We start from the raw sequence: 26,704 nt of genomic DNA, 5'->3' as shown, positions 1-26,704 counted from the left end.
GGACCCTGCGAGGAAAGAAAAATGGGACGACGCCATGCACTACCGGACAGGGAGCCGTCAGCGGGCTTTCAGCATGAAAGACGGAGTTTTCCGTTTCCGTGCGCGGACGGGAATGGAAAACAACCGTTCTCCACGCTGAGGGCATTCCCGGAAGCGGGGATTACTTAATCGCCTTCTTCATCTTCTCCTTGACCCGTTTCATATTGGCCCGGGCGTCTTCATTGCCCAGGGCGGCCGCCTGTTCATACCATTTTTTGGCTTCCTCCAGGTTCTTAGCCACTCCGTTTCCTCCTTCATACATGGAGCCGAGATTGTTCATGGCCTTGTCGTCTTCCTGTTCCGCTCCCTTCATGTAGAACTGGTACGCCAGGGCGGTGTCCCTTTGCGTGCCCAGTCCTTCTTCATGCAGATAGCCCAGCAGGAAGTACAATCCGGGAACGGGACGCACCTGGTTCGGTTCCAGCCTCGTCAGAATGTCCAGAGCGGCTTTCGGGTCCGGTTCCATCCCTTCTCCCTTGATCAGCAGCCTGGCCTTTTCCACCAGGGCTTCCGGATCGTTCGTTTCCGCAGCTTTCAGCACGTAATCCCTGTGCAGCTCCTTGTTCGGCTGCACGCCGATTCCCTGCTCGTAATAACGGGCCATGCGCTTGAATCCGCGCACGTCGTTCTTTCTCACCAGTGCGGTGGAAGCGGTCATGGCGGAGGCCTGAAGCTGCTGGCGTTCGGCCGGGTCCTGCACGTTGCGGGCCACGGTTTCGTAATAGGCGGCCAGTTCGTCCAGGGCGGTCAGGCTTCCCAGTTCCGCCGCCTGTTCCCAGAACTTCACGGCTTCCGGATTGACGGTGGAGGGCTCCGGAGCGCTGCGTTCCCTGCCGCTTTCGGTCATCCACGGGGGAACGGCGCCGGGATCGGTGTCCTCCCCTCCCGTGGCCGTCTTGTCCGTGCGGGAGGCATCCTTCCTTTCCTCTCCGGCTGTCTGTTCCGCCGCATTCTGGGGATAGGCCGCCTGGTTCGCCAGGAAAAGCAGGGAAGGGATGTGCCCGCGGGAAGCAAGACCATGCATCATGGCGCTGTAGGGCTGAAGGTTCTCGTTGTTGGAGCTCCATATGTCCGCCGCGTCCACATGGCCTTTCAGGGCCGCGCGGAACATCCAGGAATCTCCTTCCGCCATGCGCTTTTCCAGCCCGAACTCATAAATCAGCGCGCGGCCCAGAACGTACATGCCGCAGGGATCGCCCTGTCCGGCGGAAAGGCGGGCCCAGGCAAGGGCTTCCGGGTAGCCGGACTCCTCGCTCCTGTAGCTGAACAGCATCAGATAAGCCAGATTGGCCTGGCTGACGGAATCTCCTTCCCGTGCCTTGCTGCGGAGGGGGGCTATCAGGGTTTCCCACTGTTCCGGCGTGACGTACTCCGCAATGCCTTTCAACGTAATGAAATCTCCGGTGGCGGCTTTGGCCAGGCAGTCGTTCAGCAGAGTTGCCCCCGGCTCCGAAGCCGGTTTTTCCAGCAGGTCGGGGTCTTCCATCTGGGCCAGGCGCAATTTGGCAAGGGGGTGGCCTTCCTCCGCCGCCATCTTGTACCACGTGCGCATGTTCTCCTGCGCTTCATGGGCCTTTCCCACGGAATCCATCGTATTGGCTAATTCCTCTTTCCACAGCTCGCCGAGCTGGACGCAGGAATCCACGTCCCCCATCTGGGAGGCCAGTTCCAGTTCCTTGTGAGTTTTGGCGTAGGGGGGAAGATGGTTGAGTTTTTTCTGCGGAAGCGCGAGCGGTTCTTTCAGGAAGGGCATGGCCCGTTCGTCATGAAGCGCCAGCAGGGCCCGGGCCGCTTCCTGCACTTCCTGTTCCTGCGGAGGCTTGGCCTCGGACAGAAGCTGGGAATACCACGCGCAGGCATTGTTGCTGCCCAGTTTCCGGGCTTTGTCGAACATGTCCTGCAGCATCTTTCCGTCCACGGAACCGGGCTTTTCCTTCATGTAGCCGGAAAGTCCGGCCAGCAGGCATTCCAGGTCTCCCCGGGCGCACAGGCTTTTCAGAAATCCCTTGTTTTTTTCCGCATCGGTTCCTTCCGGCATGGCCGCGAGGATACGCATGGCCGTGGCATGGCCCTGTTCCGCAGCCCGGGAAAGTGTTTGAACGGCCAAATCCCGCCATTCCTTCCGGCGCGGATCGTTTTGGGGAACGGAATTGCCCAGGGAAAGGGCCAGCTGACCCATCCGCGCCAGCAGGACCGGTTTGGCATTTCTGCCGTGCTTCTGCAGAGTGGCAAGAGTGGCGGCCGGGTCTTCCTTCAGCCAGTCCGTTTTGATGAAGGCAAGCTGGGCCAGGGCGTCCTGGTCCCCCTTGGCCGCCTTCTTTTCCAGCGACGCGAGATAACGCTTCAAATCTTCCGCGGGAAGGTCCGTAACCGTGTACAGGGCCGTCACGGCATCCATGTCCCCCTGTTCCGCCAGCTTGCGGCAGTCGGCGAGCCATTCCGCATGTTCCGGCCGCATGGGGGCGGTTTTGAAAATCCCGAAAATCCCGTAGGGGTCCGTCATCATCAGCCGCGGAGCCGGATGCCCGGACTTCTCCGCCGCTTTCTGGAAAAAGCTCTGCATGTGCTCCAGGCAGGCCAGGGGCAGGTCGCCCCGGTTCAGGTAATAAAACCCCATCCAGTACTCCCCTGCCAGCATATTGGCACGAAAATCGCCCGTCAGGGCCTTGTCGAGAAGTTCTCCGTAAGTCCACCCTCCGTCCATGGGCAGTTGGTCCAGATGCGGGGACTGAACCTGTCCGGGTTTTCCGGACGCCGTCTCCATCGATGCCGCGGGAACGTCCTGGGCGTTGGCCAGGGCGGAAAAAATAAAAGGAATAAGCAAAAGACGGGCACGCATGGATTAGTTCTTTTCTAACAGGAAAAACCTATGCCCTACAAGCGTTTTTCACGTGCCCTGATGTTTAAATATTTATTATGTCACGTTCTTTTTCCGGGAGTGGCGGATATGCCTCTGCCGGCACTCCGGAGGGCGAAATGAAAAGCCGCGGAACGGATGCGTTCCTACCGGGGAAAGTCCACCCGCTCCCGTTTCTCAGGATGTTCCCGCATCATGGCGCGCAGGGCGGTGCGGTCCAGTTTTCCCATGATTGTCAGGGGTATGGGCGTTTCCATGATGGAGCCTATGCGCTGCGGGCCGGGCGCCGTTTCATTCCATTCGCGGGAAGCTTCTTTCAGACGTGCCATGGAAGGACCGCAGGCCACCAGTTCCGCGCCTGCGCGCGGGTGGGCCGTGGCTTCCACCACGGCGCCGGGCGCGCGGCGCTGCAGGGCCTCCTGGACCGCATCCGGATCAACCAGTTCCCCCAGGATTTTGACGAGCCTGTCGGCCCGGCGCAGGAACGTCAGGAAGCGTCCTTCCAGGCGCACCAGGTCGCAGGTAGTCCACCAATCGCGGGACGGCACGTGTTCCAGCAGGAATTCGCCGTTGTCCTGCGTCAGCAGGCGTCCGCACAGCTTGCCTTCCCCCTGGAAGCGCGCACGGCACAGGGAATCCGCCGCCACCTCCCAGTGCGGGAGAATGGAAAGCCGGTCCGTATGGTAGGGTTCATCCGGAAGGGCGGTAGCCAGCTGGGAGCCGGACTCCGTCATGCCGTAGCTCTGAACCACGGGCCAGCCGAGCGCTCGGGCGCGCCTGCCCGTCTCCATATCCAGCGCGCCGCCGCCCACGATGATGCACCGGACGCCGGGGGGAGCCTGTATTTCCCCGTTCACCAGGTCAACGACCTGCGTGGGCACGAGTGAGGACCACCGCGCTCCGGAAGTTTTCATCAGGTCCGCGTAGGCACGCGGATTCCACTTGCCCTCCAGGGCATGCACGGCCGTGCCGGCAAGCCCGGCGCGCAGGTAAATCATGGCGCCCCCCACGTGCCAGACGGGCAGGGGGCAGCACCAGTCTCCGCGTTCCGCATGCAGGTGCTCCAGAGCGCCGCGGGCACAGATGTCCAGCGCCTGCCGGGTAAACAAAACGGCCTTGGGCGGGGAGCCGGAGGAACCGGACGTGGCGAAGGCGATCAGGTCTTCCATGCCTTGCCGCTCCAGGAAAGCGGCGGCGCGGCGCGCCCATTCCGACAGGTGCGGAGGCGCCATCACGCACGGTCCGGCGTTTTGTTCCCAGGGCATGGGTGTTCCGGTAGCGGGCATGGCGGCGGGATTACCTGAGGGCTTTCCGGCGCAGGGTATGCCAGCGCTCCTCCATGCGGGGTCTCAAATTCTGTTCAATCCAGGCGTAGGCGGCTTCCAGTCCCTCCGCCTTGAACATGCGGCCTATTTCCGCTTCCACTCCCGTGGCGTTGCCCGTGCGGCGCAGGAAATCATTGCTGGTGAATTCCACGAAGAGCTTGCCGTTGATGGCTCCTTCCTCCGCCAGAATCCACTCCCTTACGTAGAGCGCCAGAATGGCGTCGCCCACCCATGCTTCAATGCGGAGGCGTTCCTCGGTAGCCTTATCGATATGTCGGTTCATGAAAATCTGGCGATGGCTGACTTGCCGCCCAGCGGGTCCTTGATGGGCGGCGGGGCGATACCGGGCGCCTTGTCTCCGGCCGGAGGCGCGGCAGGGGCCGGTTGTCCGCCGTCTTTGGGGAGCACGGGGAGCTTGTCCGCAGGAGATGCGGCGGGAACGGCCGGCGGCGGGGCTTCGGAACTGGGCTGCACCGGTGCGGTTGCGGGATTGGGGACCGGGACAGGAGCAAGAGGAACGTCCAGAACGGTATCCCCGGCCTGGCGGCGGTTGGCGGCGTCCCTGGCCTCCAGCTTTTTGCGCAGGGCCGTTTCCGACTCCGAATTCCAGTAGCCGGAATCCAGTTCAATGTAAATGTTGGAATAGGGAAGCGCCGTTTTGGTCTTGATGACCAATACATTGAACTGTTTGGAAGCGTCCTCGATCAGGGAATTGATCGTGCGGCTCATCAGTTCAAAATGCTGGCGTCCGGGAAGCATCTTGTTGATATTGTTGCGGTAGCGCTTGATGCCGGGGGCGTAGTCTTCCGTGACGCTGCGCAGCTCGGAGCTGATCATGATGCGGGGCAGCACGTGGGCTTCCTCTTCCAGAATGTCCAGAACCTCAAGAAGAACTTCGTCGGACTTCTTGTCGGAAACCATGGTCTTGATGCCGGGGCCCGTATAAGCCGGGAAAGAGGCCTCCGCAATGACAATCCAATTCCTGGCTCCGACGAGGGCCAGATTTTTATACAACTGATCCTTCCATTCCTGCTCTGCCGGATTGGCGTTCTGGCAGCTGCCGAGCAGGCTGATGAAGCATACTGACAGGATGGAGGCGAAACGGATCATGGGGCGGGCCCTGGCTCGCAGGGCGGAAAACGGGGCTAAAACTTGTGTGACCTGGGTTCGCGGCATGTACTGGGGCAGGCGCCCTGTTCCGTGGCGAACGGCGCTCCCTGGGTGGGGGCTGCTTCCGTAAACGCCACTCCGGGCACTTCCGTGGGCAGGCCCTGGACGGGGAAATCCTTCCGGAGCGGGAAATAGGGATAGCCCTCCCACATCAGGATGCGGCGCATGTCCGGATGGCCGGAGAATTTAATGCCCATCAGGTCCCACACTTCGCGTTCGTGCCAGTTGGCGCCCTGGAAAATCCCGGAGACGCTGGGCACTTCCTCGCCGTCGTCCACCTTCGTCTTGAGGCTCAGGTTCACGCCCGTTTCCGCCTGGGTCAGCGTGTAGATGACTTCAAAGCGGGGGCTCTCGCCCATGTTGTCCACGGAGCAGAGGTTCACCAGCATGTCGAACCCGGCGGAATCCCGCAGCCAGCGGACGACTTCCGCCACGGAATTGCGGGCCACGGTCAGCGTGGTGTCTCCGCGGAATTCATAACGGTCTGTGATGACGTCCCTGCCGAAGCGGTTCAGGACGCTGTCTGCGGCGGTCTTGATCTGTGATTCTGAAGAAGGCATGGAGAAAAGGAGTTAAAAGGTGGAGGAGGGAAGGATTATTCGATGGGCATTTCCGTGGAAATCGGCATGGGGGAGTTGGCTTCCCTGGGTTCATCCTTCTTGAAGAAGGTGCGGGCGGGATGCTGGGTGTCCAGCTTCTTGCGCAGGGTGAGCAATGCTTCCAGAATGGCTTCCGGCCGGGGAGGGCACCCGGAAATGTAAACGTCCACGGGCAGAATCTTGTCCACGCCCTGCAGCACGGAATAGGAGCGGAACATGCCGCCGGTGGAAGCGCAGGCGCCCATCGCAATGCACCATTTGGGCTCCGGCATCTGGTCCCAGATGCGGCGCACGGCCAAGGCCATCTTGTAGGTCACGGTGCCGGCAACGATCATCACGTCCGCCTGGCGCGGGGAAAAGCGCGTCACTTCGGAGCCGAAGCGGGAAAGATCGTACCGGGAGCAGGCCACGGCCATGAATTCGATGGCACAGCAGGAAAGCCCCATCGGCATGGGCCAGAGGGAATTTTTACGAATCCAGTTGATGGCGGCATCCAGCGTGGTGTAGACGAAATTGCCTTCCGCATTGGTGTCCAATACTCCTGTTTCGTAAATATTCGGTTCGTTTGTGGTGACCATGATGATAGATAAATCTTGCTGGAGCCAGATTAGCGACCTGCCTTCAACTCTCAAGCCTTAATTTGGTTCAGTCATGTTTTTCTACGGCCCCGTTCCGCCTGGTCTTTCAAACCATTCGGAACGGGATGAATAAACCCGCACGGGGTTGCCCCCGTGCGGGTTTTTATCCAACTATATTACCTATGAAACTCAGAACTCCCCATTATGAACGGCGGTCTCTCTACCTCCCGCCGTCCGGTTTGTTGCTGATGGAGGTTAGAGTCCGCATGACGGTTTGACGTTCAAAAAAGTTGAAGAAATTATGACACGAGCAATTCGAGTATTGATACTCAATAATTCTTGTTAGATTGTCCTCTCTCGTAGTGGGAGGCAAGGCTGGAACGGATGGCCAGATGAACAATCAGCCAGAGCCCTGAGATAATGCTTGCCGCCACGCACGCCGTGTCCCCCAGCATGCCGCTGAAGAGCCATACGCCCGGCACGAAAGCCAGCAGGATGATGCCCCCAAGACGCCAGTAAAGAAACTCTCCCGGATAGAGGGCGCAGGGATTGAGGCTGGAAAGCAGGGACAGGGAATCAATAAGGTCCAGCAGCAAATTCAGAATGGTCATGAGAAATAGAGTTCATGGTTGCAAACGTTCGTGAATCAGCACCTGGAAATGACTGCCCGCGCCGTATTCGTCCGTCAGGAAGGCGTCCTGCGGCGTGTTTTCCGCGTAGGGAAGCAGGTAGTCACGCTGGGTGGTCAGGGTGACCCGGTCCCCGATGCAATTGCGGGAAAGTTCCAGAAGGTCCGTGAAATTGACGTCGCAGGTGATGTCCGTCATGCCGGGGTAGCGGTACAGCTCTTCCCCGCTCAGTACCTGGTGGCTCTTGTAGCCGCGCAGGGAGCCCTTCGGGCGGCGATGGTACAGGTATTCCATCTCCGCGCCATAGTCGATGACCGTCATGGAGCCCGTACTCCACAGGGGAAGCCATGCGGTGAACCACTTGGCGTAGGAATCATGGATTTCAATACGCTGGCCCGGCTGGGAATCGTACTCCAGCATGTGGGAAAACAGGGGCTTCTGAAGGACGGGACGCAATTCCTCCCGGATGGCGCCGTCCTTCACGGTCAGGCCGACTTCCTGCCAGCCCTGTTCCGTGTATTCGAACACCCGCGCGGGAAAGGCGTCCACCAGTTCATTGGAAAAAATAAAGGCCTTTCCGCCGCAATGCTTCAGGGCTTTTTCCATGCCGGAATAGATTTTTGCCTGGCTGCCCAGCAAAAGGTGCTGGAACTCCCGGAGCCGGGGGGACGCCTCCACAATCACGTAATCCGTGTTCAGCCGGTTCCAGAAGCCCAGCTGGTCCATGATCTTGACGGCCAGGGCGCCGGACCCGGCTCCTATCTCCAGCAGGGGCAGGCGCGTGCCGCAGCGGGCGCACGCCTCCTTCCAGCGGGCGATGATGGCTTTGGCCAGAATGGGGGAAAGAGTGGGCGTGGTGGAAAAATCCCCGCGCATTCCGATGTTTTCAATGGCGGTGGAATAATAGCCTTCCTCGGGATGGTGCAGGGCCAGTTGCATGAAGGCTTCCAGGGAAAGCCAGCCCCCGGCTGCGGCGATGTGGTCGGAAAGGCGTATCATGTCCGGGAACGGCGGTCAGGATTTGGACTGTTCCAGCATGCGGAGCAGGGGGGCCTCCGCCCGTTTGCGCAGGTCTTCCGGCAATTCCACGGCAGGGGTGAGGTCACGCAGGGCGTGGTACAGTTTTTCCAGCGTATTCATCTTCATGTACGGGCAGGTGCTGCAGGAGCACTGTTCCGTGGGTGCCGGGATGAACTCCTTGCCCGGCACCAGCTTGCGCAGGCGGTGCAGGATGCCGGATTCCGTCACGATGATGAAGGAGGAGGCGGGGCTCTCCGTACAGAAGGGAATCATCTTTTCCGTGGAGCAGATGTGGTCCGCCAGCAGGCGCACGGCCTCCGTGCATTCCGGATGGGCCACCACCAGGGCGCCGGGGTGCCGGCCCTTCAGGGCCTGGATCTGGTCCCGCGTGAATTCCATGTGAACGTGGCAGGAGCCGTTCCACAGCTCCATGGGGCGGCCGAGCTGGCGGCCTACCCACGCGCCCAGGTTCTGGTCCGGCACGAACAGGATGGGGCGGTCCTCCGGAGCCTGGGAGACAATGTTGACGGCATTCCCGGAAGTGACGATGACGTCCGCCAGGGCCTTCACGCCTATGGAGCAGTTGACGTACGCCACGACATAATAATTCCTATGGGCGTTCTCGTTCAGGAAGGCTGCCAGGTCCCCGGCGTCGCAGGAGGCCTCTAGGGAACACCCGGCGTCGGCGTCCGGCAGGACGACCGTTTTATCCGGATTGAGAATCTTGGCGGTTTCCGCCATGAAGTGAACGCCGCAGAAGGCGATCACGCGGCAGTCCGTGCTCTGCGCCTTGTAGGCCAGTCCCAGGGAATCCCCCACAAAATCCGCAATATCCTGGATATCCGCCGTCTGGTAGCTGTGCGCCAGGATGATGGCGTTGCGCTCTTTCTTCAAGCGCAGGATTTCCTCTTTCAGGTCAACGGGTGCCATGCGGGAAAAGATGGGACGGAAGCCCCGGCAAGTCAAGCATCATGTCCTGATGCAGGCCGCGCCTGTTGACGGAGGCGGGGAATTGTGGCACAGTCTGGCACACCGCACGATTATGTTTTCACTTTTAGCAGATAAACTGGACAACACGTTCCGGAGGCTGAGGGGCCTGGGAAAGATTTCTGAAAAGAACATTGCGGACGCCATGCGCGACATCCGGCTGGCCCTGCTGGAAGCCGACGTGGAGTTCGGCGTGGCCAGGGACTTCATTGCCCGCGTCAAGGAGCGCGCCATGGGGCAGGAAGTGCTCAAATCCATCAAGCCCGGAGAACAGATCGTCAAAATCTTCCGTGATGAAATCGCCTCCCTGCTGGGCGGCGATGCCGTAGGCCTGGACCTGACGGACCCTGCCAGAATCATGGTGGTGGGCCTGAACGGCGCCGGGAAGACCACCACCAGCGCGAAGCTGGCCCTGCGCCTGAAAAACGAAGGGCGCCGCCCCCTGCTGGTGGCCTGCGACCTGGTACGCCCCGCCGCCGTTGACCAGCTGGCTACCCTGGCGGAACAGATCCAGGTGCCCGTGTACAAGCCCGCGCCCGGCAGCCGGGACGTGGTGGCCGTGGCCCGGGAAGCCCTGGAATGGGCCAAAACCCAGAACGGAACCGTCATGATCTTTGACACGGCGGGCCGCCAGGAAGTGGACGAGGCGCTGATCGACGAACTGCGCCATCTGCACTCCTTCCTCTCTCCCCGTGAAACCCTGCTGGTGGTGGATGCCGCCACGGGGCAGCAGGCCGTCGGCGTGGCCCAGACCTTTGACCGGGCCGTCAACGTGACGGGTATCGTCCTGACCAAGCTGGACGGCGACGCTCGCGGCGGCGCGGCCCTCTCCATGCGTTCCGTGACGGGCAAGCCCATCAAATTCTCCGGGGAAGGGGAAAAACTGGACCAGTTCGGCCCCTTCGTCCCCGGCCGCATGGCGGACCGTATTCTGGGCATGGGGGACATCGTGGGCCTGGTGGAGCATGCCGCCGCCCGCATTGACGAGGAACAGGCGGCCAAATCCATGAGCCGCATGATGTCCGGCAAATTCGACTTCAACGACTTTCTGGACCAGATGAAAATGATGCAGAACCTGGGTCCCCTGGAAGGGCTGCTGGGACTTCTGCCCGGCTTCGGAAAAATCAAAAAGCAGCTCCCGGACGGCGCGCTTGATCCCAAAAGGATGAAGCACATGGAAGCCATCGTCCTTTCCATGACGGCCAGGGAGCGCAGCAACCCCAACCTGCTGAACCCGTCCCGCCGCCGGCGCATTGCCGCCGGCTCCGGTCGTTCCCTGATGGAGGTGAACAAGCTCATCAAGAACTTTTCGGAAATGCGCAAGATGATGTCCGGCAAGGGCAAAATGGGCGCCATGATGAAGCAGATGGGGGCCATGAAAGGCGGCAAGATGCCCAGCCTTCCCGGAATGGGAGGAGGCCTGGGCGCCTTGAAAGGCCTCGGCGGAGGTCTGGGGGGCCTGTTCGGCGGCCGCAAATAACCGTTTTGAAAAAGGCGCGGGCATCATGCCGCGCCTTTTTTGTTTTCCCTGGGTGAAAGGGTTCTGCCTCTGGAAACGTAAACCCGGAATGAGGCTGACCAGGGAACGTTTTCACCGGATGAGCGCCATTCTGGCTCTGGCGGCATGCCTGACGGCCGCGGGAGGAGCTCCCGTCCCTGCGGAAGACGTTTTGCTTCCCGCGCCGTCCGAATGCAGGTCCGACGCCTCCGTTCCCGTGCGCCTGCCTCTGCGCCTGGCCGTTTATGCCCCCGGCAGGGACGCCGGAACGGTGGAAGCCCTGCTGAATGTTCTGAATGCCCAGGGCATTGTCACGGGACTCTCCATGACCGGGGACAGGGAATCCGCGGACGTGCTGTGTTCCCTGGAAGGCGAGTCCGCAGAAACGGGAGAGGGCTATGAAATGCGCCTGGAAAACCGGAAGGGAGGAAGAGGCGTCCTGCATCTGCGCGCGGCGGCTCCGCAGGGGCTCTTCTACGCGTGGCAGAGTGCGGTGCAAATACTGAACGCCAACCGGACGGAAGGCGGCTTTTCCGTACCCGCATTCTCCATCAGGGATGTTCCGCAGTTCGAATGGCGGGGCATCATGCTGGACGTCTCCCGCCATTTCTTCACGATGGCGGAAGTCAAGCGCATGATTGACACCATGTCCCTCTTCAAGCTCAACCGGCTGCACCTGCACCTCACGGACGGTCCCGGCTGGCGGCTGGAAATCAAAAAATACCCGCTCCTGACGGCCATGAGCGCCTGGCGCGTGCCGCTGGCCAGCGGGGAATGGAACTGGCAGGAAGTAAAGCTGGCCATTCAGGAAAACGATCCGGAAGCGACGTACGGCGGATTCTACACGCAGGAGCAGATGAAGGAAATCATCGCGTATGCCCGGAGCCGCCGGGTGACCGTCGTTCCGGAAATAGAGCTGCCCGGCCATGCGTATGCCGCCATGCACGCTTACGGAGAACTGGTCTGCGACGGAGTCAACTTTCCCGTGGAAGGCAAGAAGGGTCGGGATACCGTTTGCATGGGGCGGCCGGAAACCCTCCGGTTCGTGAAAGACGTGGTGGATGAACTGAAGACCATCTTTCCACCCGGTTCCCCCATCCATCTGGGGCATGATGAAGTGTCCACGGAATCATGGAGGAACTGCAAGTACTGCCAAAGCCGTCTGAAAGAATTGAATGAAAACAGCCTGAAAGCCCTCGGCAGGGACTTTCTCCAACAGGTCGCGTCCTATGTGCGGCAGGGAGGCTATGACGCCATCGTCTGGGACGAGGGCGGGGAACTGGAAGCCGACAAACACATCTTTGTGATGGCGTGGCGCGGCAATGATGTCGCTGCGGGAGCGGCCAGGAAGGGCCACTCCGTCATCCTCTCGCCTTCCTCCCATTTCTATTTTGACTACTACCAGTCCGCCTCCGCCGCGGAACCGAAGGCCATTGGCGGCCTCATACCCCTCAGGCAGGTTTACGGCTACGAACTGCCGGAACTGGCCCCGGAGGAAGCCCGGAAAATCCGCGGACTCCAGGCCAATATCTGGACGGAATACCTTTACGACATGGGACTGGTGGAATACATGGCATGGCCCCGTGCCCTGGCTCTGGCGGAACGGGCCTGGAGCGACTGCGACCCCAGGGATTACAAATCCTTCCGCAGCCGCGCAGCCCTGGCCCTGAAACTCCTGGAAAAGCTGGCCGTGAAATACCGCCCCATGGACGAGGAGGACGGGTAGCCTTTCTCCTAACGGACGACGGAATCGGCGCAAACATGGCTGAGGAGCGCCGTCCCCGGTTTTTCCGGGAATGCTGCTTCCATTCAGGGAGAATTGGGAAAAGGGGCGTTTCCGGATCGAATGCCCGGCATAAGCCGGGTTTTATTGACAAAAAAGGGTGTATTGGGTATGAAAGGGATCAAATTGACGACTGATGATGAAGATGCGCCGTTTCCTGTCCCTGCTTTCCGTGATGATGCTTATGCTGCTTGTCTGCATGACGGCGGTCTCCTGTTCCAATAACTTCAAGAAGGTGCCTCAGACGGGATTTGTAACCCATCACGTCAAAAACGGGGATTCCCACATCCCCTTTGATGCGTACTGGAACGCCCCCGATGAAAAAGCCTGGAATGAACGGGTAAAGGGTGAGCATGGCAAGGAAAACCTGCTGGCCGTGGCTTCCGTCGACACGGGGCACATGGACGTGCGCCCGGACACTCCGGAAGGTCAGGAGGCCTTGCGTGACCTGGCGGAATACTTCCGGAAAAGCGTGAATTCCCAGCTTGAAAAAACCGCGGAAAAAACCCCTCATTTCCGCATGGTACCGCTGGGAACCAGGGGGGCATATACTCTGGAGCTGGCGATCACTTCCATCACGCCGACGAATGCCAAAGCCGGGATTTTCGTAACGGCGTTAAGCGGCATCAAGGGCGGCGGACTGGCAAAACGTTTCATCAAGAAAGGGCACATAGCCATGGCCGGTCGCGTGCGTGACGACCGGGGCCGGGTGGTCTCCGAATTCGCGGATTATGAGGAAGACCACAGTTCCTTGCTGGGCGTGGACACCAAAGACTTTAGAAAATACGCCCATCATCACCATACCATTGATGAATGGGCGCGGGAAATTGCGGATGTGTACTCCACCGCCTACGGGCACAGGACGAACAAGCACATGATGACGCTGAATCCGTTTTAACAGAGGAACGGTCATTCTGCCGGGACCGGAATGCCCTGTTCTTTCCCTATTCTCCGTATTCCGCCCAGGAACTGCTGGTTTCCCAGACGCGCACGCGCTCCAGCGTGACGCAATCCCTGACGGGGTATTCCGTGAAAGTTTTCTTGGCCTTTTCCAGGGCTTCCTGGGCGTAGATGAAAATGGTGCGGGCCATCACCTCGCTGGTGGGGTCTTCCCGGTCAAACGGAATAATGCGGTCTCCGTACGCGGCTAGAAAGGTCCCGTAGTTCGGATCTTCCGTATTCATGCACAGGGAATGGTCGAACTGCTGGAGAAAATCCCCCATCATCTGCTTGACGGCCTTGAAATCCAGCACCATGTCGCTGGCGTCCAGGGAATCCGCGCGGAACACCATCTCCACGGAACGGGTATGGCCGTGGGGGAATTTGCAGTTGCCCGGATGCTTGGATAAAAGGTGTCCGCTCTCCAGCTCGATCGATTTGCAAATTCGGTATGCCATGCAAGAAGGATAGCGCGCCGGGGCATGGGGGGCAATATCAAACAGGGGCGTTATTTGTCTTGCGGAACTGCCGTTTCCAGATGGCTTCCTCCTTCTGCGGGAGGTTGGACTGGAGTACTCATGTTCCGTTCTGTGCGGCACCATGCCATGACTCCTTTGGCGCTTTCCCCTTCCCGGAAATAAAACAGCAACTGTTCCAACGGGGTCGGCTTTTTCACGATCGACCAGTAGGCAATGTGTTCAGGATGGTAAAGGGAGCCTTTTCATTCATTGCGGATATTCTTCTGAATGCCTACCGGGGTGACTGAAAATGTCTTGGCATGATGCATGAAGAGCCTGATCGGAAAAATGCTGCAGAGGGCGATATAGGCAACAAGGAGGAATTTCCGAACTTTCCCCAGCATGGGAAAAGCCTGTGTACATAGAATGGCAAGGAAGAAAAAGAAAACGCCTGATGTTTTGAAAACAAGCTCATTGTAGCGAACTCCCACGTAAATGAGTGTACAGGCTGCAAAACCGCAGATCGTTATCCAGAACATGGAGGATTTCCGGAAAACGGGGTAAAGAAGAATTGCGGGAATGACCAGGTTGGCAGCAAGGAAAATGATGGTTCTGCCCAGAAGGATCATGGACTCATCCGTTTCTTTCTGGAAAAGCAGCAGGACGTTCATGGAACCGGCTCCAGACATGAATAAAGCCGTCACCAGAACGATTCCGCAAGCGGACGCCGTAAGGAAAAAGGACCGTGCGTTCCAGGAACGGAACATGTCGGAAAAGAAACTTTTGTCCGGATAAATGGCGGCCGCCAGGTAAGGCAGGAAGGCGATCCCTCCGAATGGGGAGCACAACAGGAGAAGGCTGCTGAAGAAAAGCAGGCTGCCTTTATCGAGCATCCTGTTGATAAAAACCCCTCCAAACACAAGGCAGGGAATAAAGTGGTTGAATGTGCAAACCAGTTGAGCCATGCAGCAGTTCCAGTGCAGGTCTTGTCCAACTTCTTTCACTCCCAGCAAAAAATAGACGATTCCCGTCTTGTTGATCACTACGTTGAGAGGTGCCAGGGAAAAGAGTACGAGGATGAAAATCCATATCCTGCTTTTAAAGTAAAAGGACATGGTTCCTGTAAACAGCACCATCCCGGTCAGGCTCCACAGCCATAAAAGGTACGGACTCCATCCCAGGGGAAAGAATTTGGACGCCAGGGCGGGAGGAAGCCAGAACCCGAAGTAATAGACAAGCAGGTTTCCGTCCGGAAAAACAAGTGGCCAGTCATAGCGCACCAAATTACTGTAAATGGGATTTCTAAGGAAAAAATCCGAATTCTGTTCAAAATGTCCTGTAAATCCGATGATGGCCGTTGCGCAAAAAATAATTGCCAGAGATGCAATGAAAGGAAGACGCGGAAGAGAAGCCTGTTCCGAAGGAAGCTTGCGGTAAACAAGAAAAATACCTGTTGTCAAAACCGCCAGAAGAGGTAGCGAGAAAGAAGGCTGAACCCATCCACAAAGCCAAATCATGACGGGCAGCGCAAGATAAAGAATAGATAAGAAAATCCAAGATTTGCTGTTCAAGACAACCATTTGGGAAGAGAAGATATTATTTTGGCTGGAAAAAGCGGTAACAGTACAAGCCTGAAATCCTTATCGGAGAGTAAGGATTGGGAATCCGGAAGTCAACATGCAATTTTGATAGAAAAGCAGTTGGAGTAAAATTCCTTTTTATTTATCTGAAGGAGTTCCACTGGGAACGGAAGACTTTCGGCTTTCGGAACCGAATGGTTTTCGAAGCGCTGCGGCAGGGTAATTCTCCTCCATTTTTCGACCTTTCCTGGTTTGGTGAAGGGCAGAAACAATTTATTTGCAGTATATTTCTTCCTTGTTGAAAAAACGAATCGGATTTGATGGTTCAACGAAACATGCCGTTTGGTGCCAACCAGAAAAAGAGCGGCAGCTTCTTTCAGAATATATTCCGGATTCCCAATCCGTGAAGTCTGCAAATCTCTTGCCATCCATGCTTGGGGCCTGTATCGTAATAAGGTCGGAAGGAGAACATCCTGACTGGTGCTTATGGCTTATATCTCATGGACATTCCTGAAAATGGGGGACAGGGCTGATCGCAAAACGGGCCTCGTCTTCCTGTTGATCGCACTGGCGCCGGTCATTCTTGTTTCAGTTTTAGCCTTCATCATCGGCCTGGGGGCGATTGTGTACGGATGGCCCGCCCTTCTGCCGATGCTGGTACCGTTCTATTTACCCTTTGCGTTGCGCAGGGAGACCGGGACTGCGATCAAGTCCGGCCACGTTCTTTTTGACAAGGACCCGCTGGTCGTCACCTCCAGACCGGTAGTCCGGAACTGGGTGTATGCCGTTTATGCGGTCATGCCCGCACTCTCGCTGATTCTGTCCGGCTGGCACATGACCCTTGACAGAGGAGGCAATGGCAGCGCCCTGGCGGCGTTCGCCCTAATCTGGATTGCCCTGTATTCCACCTTTCTGCTGTTGTCGCTCGTGCTGGGAAAAATCGGCTATTTGAAAATCGGCCGTTTTTTTCTCGCCGCCGCAGTCAATATTGTGCTTGTCCTGTGCTATTCCGTGTGGGGACTGTGAATCCGCCGCCGTTCCACGGGAAAACCGCTTTCCGCGCTTCCCTGGCTTGAGGAAGGGAGTCCTGTGCGAGGTGCTGGCCTTATTTCCTGATGAACGGCTGCATCCGGCACATGGTGGCCGTGCGCCACAGCCATTCCAGCGGGCCGTACAGGAAGTGCTTCAGCCACTGGCGGCATACCCATGCCTGAAGGCAGAAGACCGCCACGGCGGAACACAGGCATATCCATGGCCCCATGCTCTGCGCCAGCCCCAGGCCCCAGCCGAAGAACAGGAACGTGAATATCAGCGTTTGCGTTACGTAGCAGGTCAGCGTGCATTTTCCGGTGCTGCTGAGCAGGGCGGAGGGCAGGGGAAGCCCGGGGCGGGAAAACAGCAGGACGGCTCCGGAAACGAAAGCCGCTACATAGGAAAGGTTTTCCCACTGAAGGACAAGGTGCCGGAGGTCGGAACCCGCGGGGGAGGACGTCAGCGGAACAAGGAGCGTCCGCACGGCCAGCAGGGACAGGAATAGCAAGAGGGAAACTGCCAGCAGCCGGAGGAACAGAACACGCTTGCCGGGAGCGTCCGCAAACAGCCTCCATCTGCCTGCCAGCATGCCCAGAATAAACAGCCCCAGCGTCTGCCAGATACGGCCGCTGAGCAGGAAAAACTGCCATTTCCCGAGCTGCCCCCGGGTGAGGTTCCACCAGGCCGCCTCCCCCCAGGAGTCGCCGGCGTACAGGAATTCCCGGGAAGGCCCCGCCGCCGGGGAATCCGGGAGGAACCAGCCGGAGGAATGGGGCCAGCCCTCCGCCATTCCGGCCCGGGCCAGCGCATCCATGACGTTGACGGGCTGCATCAGGCACAGCAGGCACAGAATGACAAGAAAAGGAGTGCTGCGCCTGTACAGCAGAACCAGCGCGAACCCAAGGACTCCAAAGATGGTGAGAATGTCCCCGTCGTAAAACAGGGTGTGGACCAGGCCCAGCAGGAACAGCAGAACGAGCCTCCACATGAATCTTTTCCGGAAATCCACGCCTCTTTGCTCCTGCCTGTCCAGCTGGATGAAGAAGCTGAGGCCGAACAGGAAGGAAAAGAGAAGGAACGACTTGCTGACGAAAAGATGTTCGTAGAGCCAGTCCGCGGCTCCGTTGGCCGCCGCCTGCCATCCCGCAGCGGGGAGAACGGGAAGGTACAGGTTGAAATGGTCGTGCGCGTGGACGATGACGATGCCCAGCAGGGCCAGTGCCCTGAGAATGTCAAGAATGGTGATCCGGGGCGCGGGAGCGGGGGCCCCGGAGGAACTCCGGGCTGTCATGAGAGAAGGAAAAAATCAGTGCATGGAAGGTATCAGTGCGGCGGCGTGGTCCCTGGCCCAGGCGTCCGCCTCCAGAATGGGGGCCAGGTTTCCGCGGGGGTCCGTGTTCGCATGGTCGTTCATGACGGCTTCCACCAGCTTCCAGATGCCGGTGAAGCGGAGATCGCCGCGGATAAAGGCGTCCACCGCCACTTCATTGGCGGCATTGTACACGGCGGGCATCGTGCCGCAGCATTCTCCGGCCCTGCGCGCCAGGTCCAGGGCGGGGAAGGCGTCCGGCCGCGGGGCCTCGAAAACCAGTTGGCCGATCTCCGCGAAATTGAGCTGTTTCAGGGAATTGGGAACGCGGTCGGGCCAGGTGACGGCGTACTGGATGGGGAAGCACATGTCCGAACTGCTCATCTGGGCCAGAACGGTGCCGTCCATGTATTCCACCATGGAATGCACGATGCTTTGCGGGTGCACGATCACGTCCACCTTGTTCATGGGGACATCGAACAGCCAGCGGGCTTCGATCATCTCCAGTCCCTTGTTGAACAGGGTGGCGGAATCGATGGTGATCTTCCGGCCCATGGTCCAGGTGGGGTGCTTGAGCGCCTGTTCCAGAGTGACGTGTTCCAGGTCTTCCTTCTTCCAGGTGCGGAAGGGGCCTCCGGAGGCTGTCAGGATCAGACGGGAGACGGCTTCCGGCCCCCCGTGGTTGCCGTTCAGGCATTGGAAAATGGCGTTGTGCTCGCTGTCCACGGGCAGTACGCGCACTCCGGCCTGCCTCGCTTTTTCCATCACGATCTGTCCGGCCATGACCAGAATTTCCTTGCTGGCGATGGCCAGGTCCTTCCCCGCCTCAATGGCGGCCAGTGCCGGGCGCAGCCCCGCTGTGCCCACGATGGAAATCAGCACCATGTCCGCCTCCGGAAGCTGTGCCAGGCGGCACAGGCCTTTTTCCCCTGTTTCAACCTGCACACCGGGAAGGGCGCGGGAGAGTTCCTCCGCCCTGGACAGATCGTAAATGCAGACGTTGTGAACGCCGAATTCCCGTGCCTGGAGGGCCAGGGCCTCCGCGTTGCTGCCGGCGGCCAGGCCCACCACTTCCATTCTGTCCCGAATGTCCCGGGCTACTTTCAGGGCGCTGGTTCCGATGGAACCCGTGGAACCCAGGATAACGACGCGTCGTTTCTGCATAACGGAAAAGAATGATGCAAAAAATACGGCCTCTTGACAAGCCGGGGGATGAAAATCTTGCCGTGGCGGAGCGGGGAGGTTTTCCGTTAAGCCTCGGGTTTCATGCCCGTGGGGCGCCGGGAGGGTTTCCAGGCATCGGTCTCGTAAGTGGCCTCCGCCGTGGGAACGGGAAGGCGGCTGAACGCCTCGTCCTGGCATTTTTTGCGCCATCCCTGCAAATTGAAGGATCTCCAGTTGGAAATCTTATAGTAAAAAATGGACTCTCTAATCATCTGGTATACATTGGCTCCTGCTACGGTGTCCGCTCCCAGCCTTTGGTAAACAGCTGCCGCAAAAGAAAAATTGTCACGGATTTCAAAGCGCGACAGGTCGCCGTCGCTGAAATACCACTCCGGGTGGCTGTCCATGGTCATCAGGTTGAGGTCCCCGCTCAACTGGGAAGGGCTGCGGAATCCCGCCAGGCACAGGAAGACGAGGGACAAGGCCCCGCAGCGCACCCCGTAGCGTTCCCAGTTGCCGCTGCCGGCCATGTAGGCGAACAGAAGGCCCAGGAAACAGGCCCCCAGGAGCAGGTAAATTCCGGCCGTAACACGCGTGGGGGAAAAGCCGAAGTCTTCTATCTGGTTGTACAGCCTCATCGCGACGCTGGCGGCGATCAGCCCTGTCTGGACAGCGAGAATAAAGCCGAGGACGGTCCCCGTTTTTGAAGCCCTTACGGCCCCGGAAGAGCGGAACATGACCAGCAGGATCAAGCCGGAAAGAATGGCTGCCAGCGTAAGGGAGTCCGCCCCTTCATGCAGGTAGCCTGTCTGGGAAATACCTTCCGGCACCGTCCCGCTCCACAAGAAGGAGATGTCCGTTCCGTTATTGACCAGGAAAGCCAGGTTGATGAACAGCAGGGAAATGACCGGAAGGGATGGCAGCCACGGCTTCTCCGGCCGGATGGGCCGGTCCTCGCCAAAGGGGGCGCATCTGCGGTGCATGGTCAGAATGCCGAAGGACAGGGAACCCAGTACCCACAGGAGGAAGTGAATAAACATCTCCCTGCTGGGAAGCAGCCAGGACAGGTAGCGGACGGCCAGCTCGTTCATGGCGGTCCTGACGGAAGCGACGACAGGATTCCCGTCCGCAAAAATGGAGAGAAAGAACAGAAACAGGGATATGCCGATGGCGACGCTGGCGGCAAGAGGAAGTTTTCCCTTGAGGCTCTGCGCCGCCTTTCGAACCTGGTTCATGCGGAAAAATCTGTATTCCAGCCAGGAAGTATATCTTGTTCCGGGAACGTAGCCGTTACCCTCCTTCCGCGGCAGGAAAATAATGGCCAGGGGAAGAAACATGGCGACAAGCAAGTTGTAATGGGAATCCGGGGAAAGATTGAGGCTTACAGCGGTGGCATTCAGAACGGCCATGACGCCCAGGAACCACTGTTCCTTGCGGCTGATATCCGTCCGCAGCATGAGGAAGGCCGCGGTGTACAGCAGGATGCCCAGCGCCGTGCCGATTCCCAGCCCTTGCAGGGTGCCGAACATGAAATCCGCGGCAAAGCCGCTGCATGCCAGGGCAACGAGCGGTATGTTCCCGTGCCTCCACCAGGAAGGGGGGAGGTCCGGAGCCGGAGGAAGGACGGGCGTGTCTGCTGGAATTGACGGAAACGCCGGGCGTTCCGGAAAGAGAGAGGGCTGGCCTGCCATGGGAGTTGTCGGGAGAGGAATGAACAGGAAGGATTCCCTGCACGCGGCTGCACAGGGAACAGTTCCTCTTTAAAGCTGTTCGTAAAATTGTCAAGACGGATTCCGATGAAAAGCGGAGGTTCGGCCATGATGTTCGCAAAGGGGATCACAAGGGATGATGGAAAAGGATTGTATTTTCCAAAAGAGGGCGTATAGCATGCACGGATGAAGCGCATCGCCGTGTACGCCGGTAGTTTCGACCCCCTGACCAATGGCCACTTGTGGATGATCAGGCAGGGGGCGCGGATGTTTGATGAGCTGATTGTGGCCATCGGCGACAATCCGGAAAAGCATTACACGTTTTCCCATGAAGAACGCATGGACATGCTTCGTACGGCGCTTTCCGATATGCCGGAGGTCCGCATTGCCGAATTCCACAACCGCTTTCTGGTGGACTTTGCCAAGGAGCATGAGGCCTCCTTCATGCTGCGCGGCATCCGTTCCACTCAGGACTATGAATATGAACGCGTGATGCGCCATATCAATGCGGATATGGCTCCCAAGGTTTGTACCGTGTTCCTGATGCCCCCGCGCGATACGGCGGAATTGTCCTCCAGCATGATCAAGGGCCTGATCGGGCCGGAAGGATGGGAAAGCCAGGTGAGCCGTTACGTTCCCCCGAACGTGTTCGCCCTGCTCAAGAAGAAATATAAAACCCTGACGGAGGAAATGCGCCGGCAGGGCGGCCAATAGGAAGATTCCCTGCGGTTTGCCTCCTTCCCTCGCAGAGAATTTTCCGGGGAAGTCTGCCGTGCCTTTTCCGCCGTCCGCCCGGGGAAAGTCCCTCGAACCTTGACGGCCCAAAATTCCTCCCTAATGCGCCGAGCCGGAAACATTCAGAAGCACGGTGCCCGTCACAATGAGGACGATGGCAAAAACGCCTGCGGCATTCAGATGCTCTTTGAACAGGAATACGGACAGGCAGGTGGCGGCCACTATTCCGATGCCGGACCAGGAAGCGTACGCGATGCTCAGCTCGATGCCCCTGAGGGATTTGGACAGGAAAAAGAAACAGATGACATAGGCGGCAATGGCTCCTGCCGTCGGCCAGGGACGGGTGAACCCTTCCGCGTATTTCAGGCAGAGAGTCCCCATCAATTCTCCCGCTATGGACAGCAGCAAATACAAATACGGCATGGCGTCCTCCTATTGGTGGGCGGCTTTCCGGAAATGGCGGAGGTACGCGCCGCTGTGGCTGATCAATCCGTTGACCTCTTCGGGGCTCATGGCATTGAACGCTTCCGATTCGGCCTCGTAAAGTTCGGCCAGGACGTGTTCCGCATAATCCCTGCCTTCAGGGGAAAAAATGATGATCTTGCTGCGCCTGTCGGCGCTATCCGTCTGCTGTGAAACGTAACCACGGCTTTCAAGGTTTTTGAGGATGCTGTTCACCGTCTGCTTGGGAAGCATGAGTATCCTGCATAGGTCCGTCTGGGTGCAGCGTTCGGTATTCCGCACCATGTACAGCACCAGAAGTGTGTTGATCGTGATTCCGTGCTGTTCGGCCCATTGGGAATAAAGATTGTTGGTTTCAAGCCAGATTTGGTAGTAACGCCTGATCGTGGATTTGAGGTCGAGGTGCATGCAATAAAATGGTCTGATTTCGGACTAAAAATATCAGGACATACCGGAAAGTCAATACAGAAACCAGTTCCGTCCGGCAGAACGGGGACTACCGGAAATTGCCCATGGAGCAGGGATACATGCAGCGGTGCGTCCACGGGGATTGCTTACATGTCTTCCGCTGGCGGCCGGGAATGCGCCGAAGAACGCCTTCTGCGCCTGTCCTTCTGTTTGCGCATGCGCTGGATAACGCGGGCTTTTGCGGCGCACTGGCCTGTCTGCTGCCGTTCCACGGCGTCGCACAGTTCCCGGCGCGCCAGAAAGCGGTTGAGCTCCCGGGAACGGTCCACGTGGCACTTGACGGCGATGCCCGTCGGGACATGTTTCAGATAAACGCAATTGTTGGTTTTGTTCACCTTCTGGCCGCCGCGCCCGGCGCCTCTAACAAAACTTTCCTCCAGGTCCTGCTCCCGGATTCCCAGGGATTCCATGCGCTCCTTCAGGGCGGCGAGTTTTTCAGGCCTTACCATAACCGGAGTGATGCAGGGAGTTGAGGCGCGCTTGAACGGCATGGACCAGCATGTCCCGGCTGGCCGCCGTCAGGGGAGCCATTCCGATGACGGCGTTTGTTCCGTCCGCCAGGCGGAGCGTCAGCCGTGTTCCGTCCCGCTCTGCGGAGCATATCTGCTGCCAGAGGTGCCACCGCATGGTGTGGCGCGGACGCACAAAGGGGAGAATTTCCACGCCCAGAGGCGTGACGATGACGGCCGCATGCTTCAGGCAGCGGAGCCCCAGATACAGGAAGAGGACGGCCGGGACCACGGCCGCAGCCTGCATGGCCCACAAGGGAGCGGGAAGATAGGGTGTGATGGTGCCGTGCCCCGCAAGCTGGAGAAAGCCTGCTATGGCAATCAGCAGGAAAGCCGACCCGGTCAGCAGGGCTCCCGCCCGGTTGCGCGTAAAGCGCAATTCCCGCTCCTGCACGGGAATGTGGCGGATATCGTCCACCCCCAGGCCGGTTTTCACCGGACTGGGAAGTGTTTCGGATGATGTATGTTCAGGCTCCAGCATAAACGCCAGGAAGGATTTCCTTCGTTTCCTCCGTGTTATTCTCCATCAGCAGGGTGCCTTGAAGGACGGCCCCGTCCTGGAAATGGAAGTGGCCGCGCAGGGTCAGCTTGTCCAGCCCCACCAGGGAAGGCAGGCCGAGGCTGTCCAGGGAATCCACCAGCTTGTACAGCCCGGGGTCCAGGTCCACGATGGGGGCGGTTCCGTTCCGTTCCGGAGCCAGGGCCACCTTGCCGTCTGCATCTACGGAAACCGCGTCGGAACGCAGCAAAAGCAGGTCGGAGGTGGTTTTAACGGGGAAAAAGCGGGAGCGCGGCACATTGACGGCGCGCGCGCCGGGGAAGCATTCGATGCCCGCGCCCATGGCCGTTTCCAGCTGGAACACCTTGGCGGACTTCGGGTCCCTGGGGTTCACCGTCTTGCTGTTCCGGATTATGGGAAGGGGGAGTACGCCTCCGTTGGCGTCCAGAATCTGCTTGAGGGAATCCAGGCGGATCCAGAGCGTGTTGGTATTGAAATAACGGTGCTTGGAAATGTTCTGGAATTCGGGGATGTCCGCGTCCGGGCACTGGGCTACCTCCCGCAGGATCAGGTGACCATCGGACTTCCTGACGGCCAGGTGGCCGCCTTTCTTGTCCGCCTCCGTGCGGCGCGTGACTTCCATGACGAAGGGGGCTCCGCTTTCCGCAAACCAGCGCAGGAAATTCATGTCAGGCTGGGCTCCCAGATTGTCGGAATTGGAGATAAAGGCATACTTGACGCCGTCTTCCAGAAGCCGGTCCAGCCAGCCGGAACCCAGCAGGGCCGGGTACAGGTCCCCGTGGCCGGGAGGGCACCATTCAAGTTCGGGCTGCTGCGGATAGGAGGCTGGTTCCAGCGTATCCGCCAAAATCTTCGGCACGCGGTTCTGCATCAGTTCCACCTGATGGGCGTCGGCAAAACCGTCCGCCGCATACTTTTCCAGATAGGCCAGCGTGTCCGCACTGGTGGAGAAGGAATTCATGAGCAGCAGGCGCACCGGGGTTCCGGATACGGTGCGCAGGTGTTTCACCTGCCTGACGATGAGATCGAGAAAAGTGTCCTCCCCCTTCACCTTGAGCAGGCTCTTGGCCTTCTGGAGTCCCATGCTCGTTCCCAGGCCGCCGTTGAGCTTGATGCAGACGCACTGGGAAATCAGGTCTTTCCCGGCCGGTGCCGTGGAATCCGTGATGTTCGTCCAGTCCGCCACCTGGTCCGCCGGACTGATGTCCGTTTCGGGGATCATGCCGGAATGGTTGGAAACGAGAGCTTCGTAACAGCGGGAAAATGCCTTGATGGCTGCGGTGGAGATGCCCGCGGACTCCATCTTTTCTTCAAAAGGAGTGAACGTACTCATTGCCGGGGGTTGTACAAAATGACCGGAGAACTCTCAAGCATTATGCGCGTACCCCGCATGCAGTTCCGGAAGTTCCCCTTTTTACCCGGAATGACCGGATGCGGGAAGGAAAAGAAGGAAAAGAAGGAAAAGCCCGGGCGTGGCTCCGCGAAAACCTCCTTTAGCCGGATATCCGGTGCTTCCGTGGCAGCTCTGCACGGAAAGGAAACCTTCCTTTCATGGAAAAGCGGGTGCGGAAAATGTCATTTCACGGCTATGACCCGAATGCGTCGGTAGTCGGCCACCCATTGGGTGCCGTCCCACAGCTCGTCCCGGAGGGCGGACTCCATCTCTTCAAGAATCCGGATGCGGCCGGCTCCCGGCAGAGGGGACAGGTCGGAGGCAAAAAACTGCCGCACCCAGTTGCGCAAGCCGTTCTCCCCGTCCTTCAGCGGCGTGGGGCGGTCGTAATCCATGACCAGTTCCGGGTGCAGTCCGGCCTGTTCCACCAGTTTCCGGTATTCCTCCACGGTGGGGAAGTAAAAGGGATTTTCATGATGCCTTTTCTGCCGGGAAAGGCTGGATTGAAAGGCTTGCTGGATGCGGTGTATGTTGCGGACGGCGCCGAATTCGCAGACCAGCCTGCCTTGGGGTTTCAGCACGCGGAAAATGTTTTCCAGCAGGGCCTTTTGATCGGAAATCCAGTGAAAAACGGCATTGGAGAAAACGACGTCGAACCGGTTGGACCACGGCATCCGGCAGGCGTCCACCACCCGGAAGTCGATGTCCGGGTGAAGCATCCGCGCCTTGCGCACCATGTCCGGGGAAGCGTCCGCCCCGACGACATGGGCGGATTTGGCCAGCAGTTCCTGCGTGAGTGCGCCCGTGCCGCAGCCCAGGTCCAGAATGGCCTGTCCCGGATTGTCCGGAACGTGGGAGAGCAGGTCTTTCCCGTAGTCCGCGACAAAGCCGTGCTTGTCTTCATAAAAATCCGCATTCCACTCCATGACGGCGCCAGCATACAGGTCACGGGCTTGTTCTCCAAGGCTAACCCTGCATTATTTCACCATGCTCCGGCGGTGGAAATGGCCCCTGGCGCATTTTCCGCGTGCGTCCGGGATTCTGCTTGCTTTGGACGGCGTGGAATGGTTAAGATAAGTTTACTATGAAAGCAACAGCCCTGTTCATGACGGCCGGAGCCCTGGCCGCGGTTTCCGCCGGCGCCTATGACGGATACGGATATGATCCCCGGCCGGCAAGTGCCTACAATGATACGATCAGCGGCGCGGCCAGAATTGGCTACGACTCCCGCTATGCCTACAAGGACCTGGTAGCCTCCTCCCTGCTGAATCGCAGCGGCGTGTTCACCTTCGGCGGGGAAGTGGACTTGAACCTTGTCAAGGACTGGAAGCAGGAAATCGGTGCGGAATACCTGGCCTTCTGCGACGGTCTGCTGAGCGACAAGAACGCTTTTGACGCGGACTGGAAGGCCGTGAAGGAATTGTTCCCGAACCTGACTTTCCGGGGCGGTTATGAATTCAATTACGGCGGTCTTCCCGGCTATCTGAGCAAATACACGGGCAAGGCCCCCCATTCCGTGGCCCAATCCTTTACCGCCGGGCTGGCGTACGACGATCCGGGGCACGGCTATTTCGGCGCTCTGGATGTCCAGTACGGTTTTTACGGCATGACGGGCTGGCGCATCGATTTGAATGCGGGCAGGCGCTGGAGCGGCCTGATTCATGAAAAGGTGGATTTGGAACTGAGCGCGGGCACCAGCTATTCCTCCAGCTACTGGGGCGCCGGCGTGGCCGGATTCGACCAGTTCAACATCAAGCTGGCGGCTCCCGTGCGCATTTCCGGCGTGGATTCGCAGAACGGCTTCCGCGTCATTCCCTTCATCCAGTTTGACTGGGCGGGGAACACGCGTTCCGATATCCGCCGCTATACCGGCATGAGCACCATTGAAGACTTCCGCATCCGCGTGGGCGTGGAAGCCGTGTACAGATTCTGACAACGGCC

At 58.9% G+C, this 26,704-nt stretch carries 27 protein-coding genes; 6 read left to right on the top strand and 21 right to left on the bottom strand.

Annotated elements, in window-relative coordinates; genetic code table 11:
• Positions 1-160 precede the first annotated feature (160 nt).
• The 9 genes from OQH67_RS12945 to nadA all read right to left on the bottom strand — a co-directional run bounded on the left by OQH67_RS12945 (position 161) and on the right by nadA (position 9,147).
• The gene (locus OQH67_RS12945; RefSeq protein ID WP_215435040.1) at positions 161-2,878 is read right to left on the bottom strand and encodes a tetratricopeptide repeat protein; all 2,718 of its coding nucleotides are present in this window, start codon (positions 2,876-2,878) and stop codon (positions 161-163) included.
• A gap of 164 nt (positions 2,879-3,042) precedes the next feature.
• Positions 3,043-4,182 carry an AMP-binding protein gene (locus OQH67_RS12940; protein WP_215458880.1) on the bottom strand — a complete coding sequence of 380 codons (1,140 nt, stop codon included), beginning with the start codon at positions 4,180-4,182 and terminating at the stop codon, positions 3,043-3,045.
• Between the two features lie 10 nt (positions 4,183-4,192).
• On the bottom strand, positions 4,193-4,504 hold the full coding sequence (locus tag OQH67_RS12935) for a ribonuclease III domain-containing protein (protein ID WP_067572909.1): 312 nt from the start codon (positions 4,502-4,504) through the stop codon (positions 4,193-4,195).
• Positions 4,501-5,331 carry an RbsD/FucU domain-containing protein gene (locus OQH67_RS12930; RefSeq protein WP_215435042.1) on the bottom strand — a complete coding sequence of 277 codons (831 nt, stop codon included), beginning with the start codon at positions 5,329-5,331 and terminating at the stop codon, positions 4,501-4,503. The genes OQH67_RS12935 and OQH67_RS12930 overlap by 4 nt, the downstream gene beginning before the upstream one ends.
• Before the next feature lie 35 nt (positions 5,332-5,366).
• The gene (locus OQH67_RS12925) at positions 5,367-5,951 is read right to left on the bottom strand and encodes an NADH-quinone oxidoreductase subunit C (protein WP_215435043.1); all 585 of its coding nucleotides are present in this window, start codon (positions 5,949-5,951) and stop codon (positions 5,367-5,369) included.
• Between the two features lie 35 nt (positions 5,952-5,986).
• Complete coding sequence (gene nuoB, locus OQH67_RS12920) at positions 5,987-6,568, bottom strand: NADH-quinone oxidoreductase subunit NuoB (RefSeq protein WP_215435044.1); 582 nt, start codon at positions 6,566-6,568, stop codon at positions 5,987-5,989.
• 329 nt (positions 6,569-6,897) lie between these two features.
• Positions 6,898-7,179 carry a hypothetical protein gene (locus OQH67_RS12915; RefSeq protein WP_215435045.1) on the bottom strand — a complete coding sequence of 94 codons (282 nt, stop codon included), beginning with the start codon at positions 7,177-7,179 and terminating at the stop codon, positions 6,898-6,900.
• A 12-nt stretch (positions 7,180-7,191) separates the two neighbouring features.
• Positions 7,192-8,196: an SAM-dependent methyltransferase gene (locus OQH67_RS12910; RefSeq protein ID WP_215435046.1), complete on the bottom strand. Its 1,005-nt coding sequence runs from the start codon at positions 8,194-8,196 to the stop codon at positions 7,192-7,194.
• Between the two features lie 15 nt (positions 8,197-8,211).
• Positions 8,212-9,147: a quinolinate synthase NadA gene (gene nadA / locus OQH67_RS12905; RefSeq protein ID WP_215435047.1), complete on the bottom strand. Its 936-nt coding sequence runs from the start codon at positions 9,145-9,147 to the stop codon at positions 8,212-8,214.
• 112 nt (positions 9,148-9,259) lie between these two features.
• Between nadA and ffh the strand changes: the two genes are divergently transcribed.
• The 3 genes from ffh to OQH67_RS12890 all read left to right on the top strand — a co-directional run bounded on the left by ffh (position 9,260) and on the right by OQH67_RS12890 (position 13,383).
• Positions 9,260-10,684: a signal recognition particle protein gene (gene ffh / locus OQH67_RS12900; protein WP_215435048.1), complete on the top strand. Its 1,425-nt coding sequence runs from the start codon at positions 9,260-9,262 to the stop codon at positions 10,682-10,684.
• An 88-nt stretch (positions 10,685-10,772) separates the two neighbouring features.
• Complete coding sequence (locus tag OQH67_RS12895) at positions 10,773-12,428, top strand: beta-N-acetylhexosaminidase (protein WP_215458879.1); 1,656 nt, start codon at positions 10,773-10,775, stop codon at positions 12,426-12,428.
• Positions 12,429-12,621: 193 nt separating this feature from the next.
• Positions 12,622-13,383: a DUF3313 domain-containing protein gene (locus OQH67_RS12890; RefSeq protein ID WP_215435050.1), complete on the top strand. Its 762-nt coding sequence runs from the start codon at positions 12,622-12,624 to the stop codon at positions 13,381-13,383.
• Between the two features lie 46 nt (positions 13,384-13,429).
• Here the strand turns inward: OQH67_RS12890 and OQH67_RS12885 are convergent, their stop codons facing one another.
• From OQH67_RS12885 to OQH67_RS12875, 3 genes are all read right to left on the bottom strand, one after another.
• Complete coding sequence (locus OQH67_RS12885; RefSeq protein WP_215435051.1) at positions 13,430-13,882, bottom strand: 6-pyruvoyl trahydropterin synthase family protein; 453 nt, start codon at positions 13,880-13,882, stop codon at positions 13,430-13,432.
• Between the two features lie 263 nt (positions 13,883-14,145).
• Positions 14,146-15,162 (bottom strand): hypothetical protein, encoded by a 1,017-nt coding sequence (locus tag OQH67_RS12880; RefSeq protein WP_215458878.1) that lies wholly within the window; start codon positions 15,160-15,162, stop codon positions 14,146-14,148.
• A 392-nt stretch (positions 15,163-15,554) separates the two neighbouring features.
• Complete coding sequence (locus OQH67_RS12875) at positions 15,555-15,890, bottom strand: hypothetical protein (protein ID WP_215435053.1); 336 nt, start codon at positions 15,888-15,890, stop codon at positions 15,555-15,557.
• 58 nt (positions 15,891-15,948) lie between these two features.
• On the opposite strand from OQH67_RS12875, the gene OQH67_RS12870 reads away from it, so the two are divergent.
• Positions 15,949-16,488, top strand: a complete 540-nt coding sequence (locus OQH67_RS12870) for a hypothetical protein (protein ID WP_215435054.1) — start codon at positions 15,949-15,951, stop codon at positions 16,486-16,488.
• A 79-nt stretch (positions 16,489-16,567) separates the two neighbouring features.
• On the opposite strand, the gene OQH67_RS12865 is transcribed toward OQH67_RS12870, so the two are convergent.
• The 3 genes from OQH67_RS12865 to OQH67_RS12855 all read right to left on the bottom strand — a co-directional run bounded on the left by OQH67_RS12865 (position 16,568) and on the right by OQH67_RS12855 (position 20,658).
• On the bottom strand, positions 16,568-17,785 hold the full coding sequence (locus OQH67_RS12865) for a DUF418 domain-containing protein (protein ID WP_215435055.1): 1,218 nt from the start codon (positions 17,783-17,785) through the stop codon (positions 16,568-16,570).
• 15 nt (positions 17,786-17,800) lie between these two features.
• On the bottom strand, positions 17,801-18,967 hold the full coding sequence (locus OQH67_RS12860) for a 1-deoxy-D-xylulose-5-phosphate reductoisomerase (protein WP_215435056.1): 1,167 nt from the start codon (positions 18,965-18,967) through the stop codon (positions 17,801-17,803).
• Positions 18,968-19,053: 86 nt separating this feature from the next.
• Positions 19,054-20,658, bottom strand: coding sequence for a DUF4153 domain-containing protein (locus tag OQH67_RS12855; protein ID WP_215435057.1), 1,605 nt, complete (start codon positions 20,656-20,658; stop codon positions 19,054-19,056).
• 204 nt (positions 20,659-20,862) lie between these two features.
• On the opposite strand from OQH67_RS12855, the gene coaD reads away from it, so the two are divergent.
• Positions 20,863-21,390, top strand: a complete 528-nt coding sequence (coaD, locus tag OQH67_RS12850; protein ID WP_215435058.1) for a pantetheine-phosphate adenylyltransferase — start codon at positions 20,863-20,865, stop codon at positions 21,388-21,390.
• A gap of 120 nt (positions 21,391-21,510) precedes the next feature.
• Here coaD and OQH67_RS12845 read toward each other — a convergent pair whose 3' ends face one another.
• The 6 genes from OQH67_RS12845 to OQH67_RS12820 all read right to left on the bottom strand — a co-directional run bounded on the left by OQH67_RS12845 (position 21,511) and on the right by OQH67_RS12820 (position 25,689).
• Entirely contained in the window at positions 21,511-21,834 is a 324-nt protein-coding gene (locus OQH67_RS12845; RefSeq protein WP_215435059.1) for a DMT family transporter, read from the bottom strand.
• A gap of 9 nt (positions 21,835-21,843) precedes the next feature.
• Positions 21,844-22,281 carry a MarR family winged helix-turn-helix transcriptional regulator gene (locus OQH67_RS12840; protein WP_215435060.1) on the bottom strand — a complete coding sequence of 146 codons (438 nt, stop codon included), beginning with the start codon at positions 22,279-22,281 and terminating at the stop codon, positions 21,844-21,846.
• 146 nt (positions 22,282-22,427) lie between these two features.
• Positions 22,428-22,790 carry a peptide chain release factor family protein gene (locus tag OQH67_RS12835; protein ID WP_215435061.1) on the bottom strand — a complete coding sequence of 121 codons (363 nt, stop codon included), beginning with the start codon at positions 22,788-22,790 and terminating at the stop codon, positions 22,428-22,430.
• Positions 22,777-23,286, bottom strand: coding sequence for a hypothetical protein (locus OQH67_RS12830; RefSeq protein ID WP_215435062.1), 510 nt, complete (start codon positions 23,284-23,286; stop codon positions 22,777-22,779). Before OQH67_RS12830 ends, OQH67_RS12835 begins: the two co-directional genes overlap by 14 nt.
• Before the next feature lie 31 nt (positions 23,287-23,317).
• Complete coding sequence (locus OQH67_RS12825; protein ID WP_215435063.1) at positions 23,318-24,703, bottom strand: UTP--glucose-1-phosphate uridylyltransferase; 1,386 nt, start codon at positions 24,701-24,703, stop codon at positions 23,318-23,320.
• 242 nt (positions 24,704-24,945) lie between these two features.
• Positions 24,946-25,689: a class I SAM-dependent methyltransferase gene (locus OQH67_RS12820; protein WP_215435064.1), complete on the bottom strand. Its 744-nt coding sequence runs from the start codon at positions 25,687-25,689 to the stop codon at positions 24,946-24,948.
• 158 nt (positions 25,690-25,847) lie between these two features.
• On the opposite strand from OQH67_RS12820, the gene OQH67_RS12815 reads away from it, so the two are divergent.
• Entirely contained in the window at positions 25,848-26,696 is an 849-nt protein-coding gene (locus OQH67_RS12815; RefSeq protein WP_215435065.1) for a hypothetical protein, read from the top strand.
• Positions 26,697-26,704 lie beyond the last annotated feature (8 nt).

Source organism: Akkermansia biwaensis (assembly GCF_026072915.1).
Lineage (GTDB): Bacteria > Verrucomicrobiota > Verrucomicrobiia > Verrucomicrobiales > Akkermansiaceae > Akkermansia > Akkermansia biwaensis.
The sequence above is the reverse complement of the archived record's forward strand: the minus strand, read 5'-3'. Positions and strand labels throughout refer to the sequence as shown.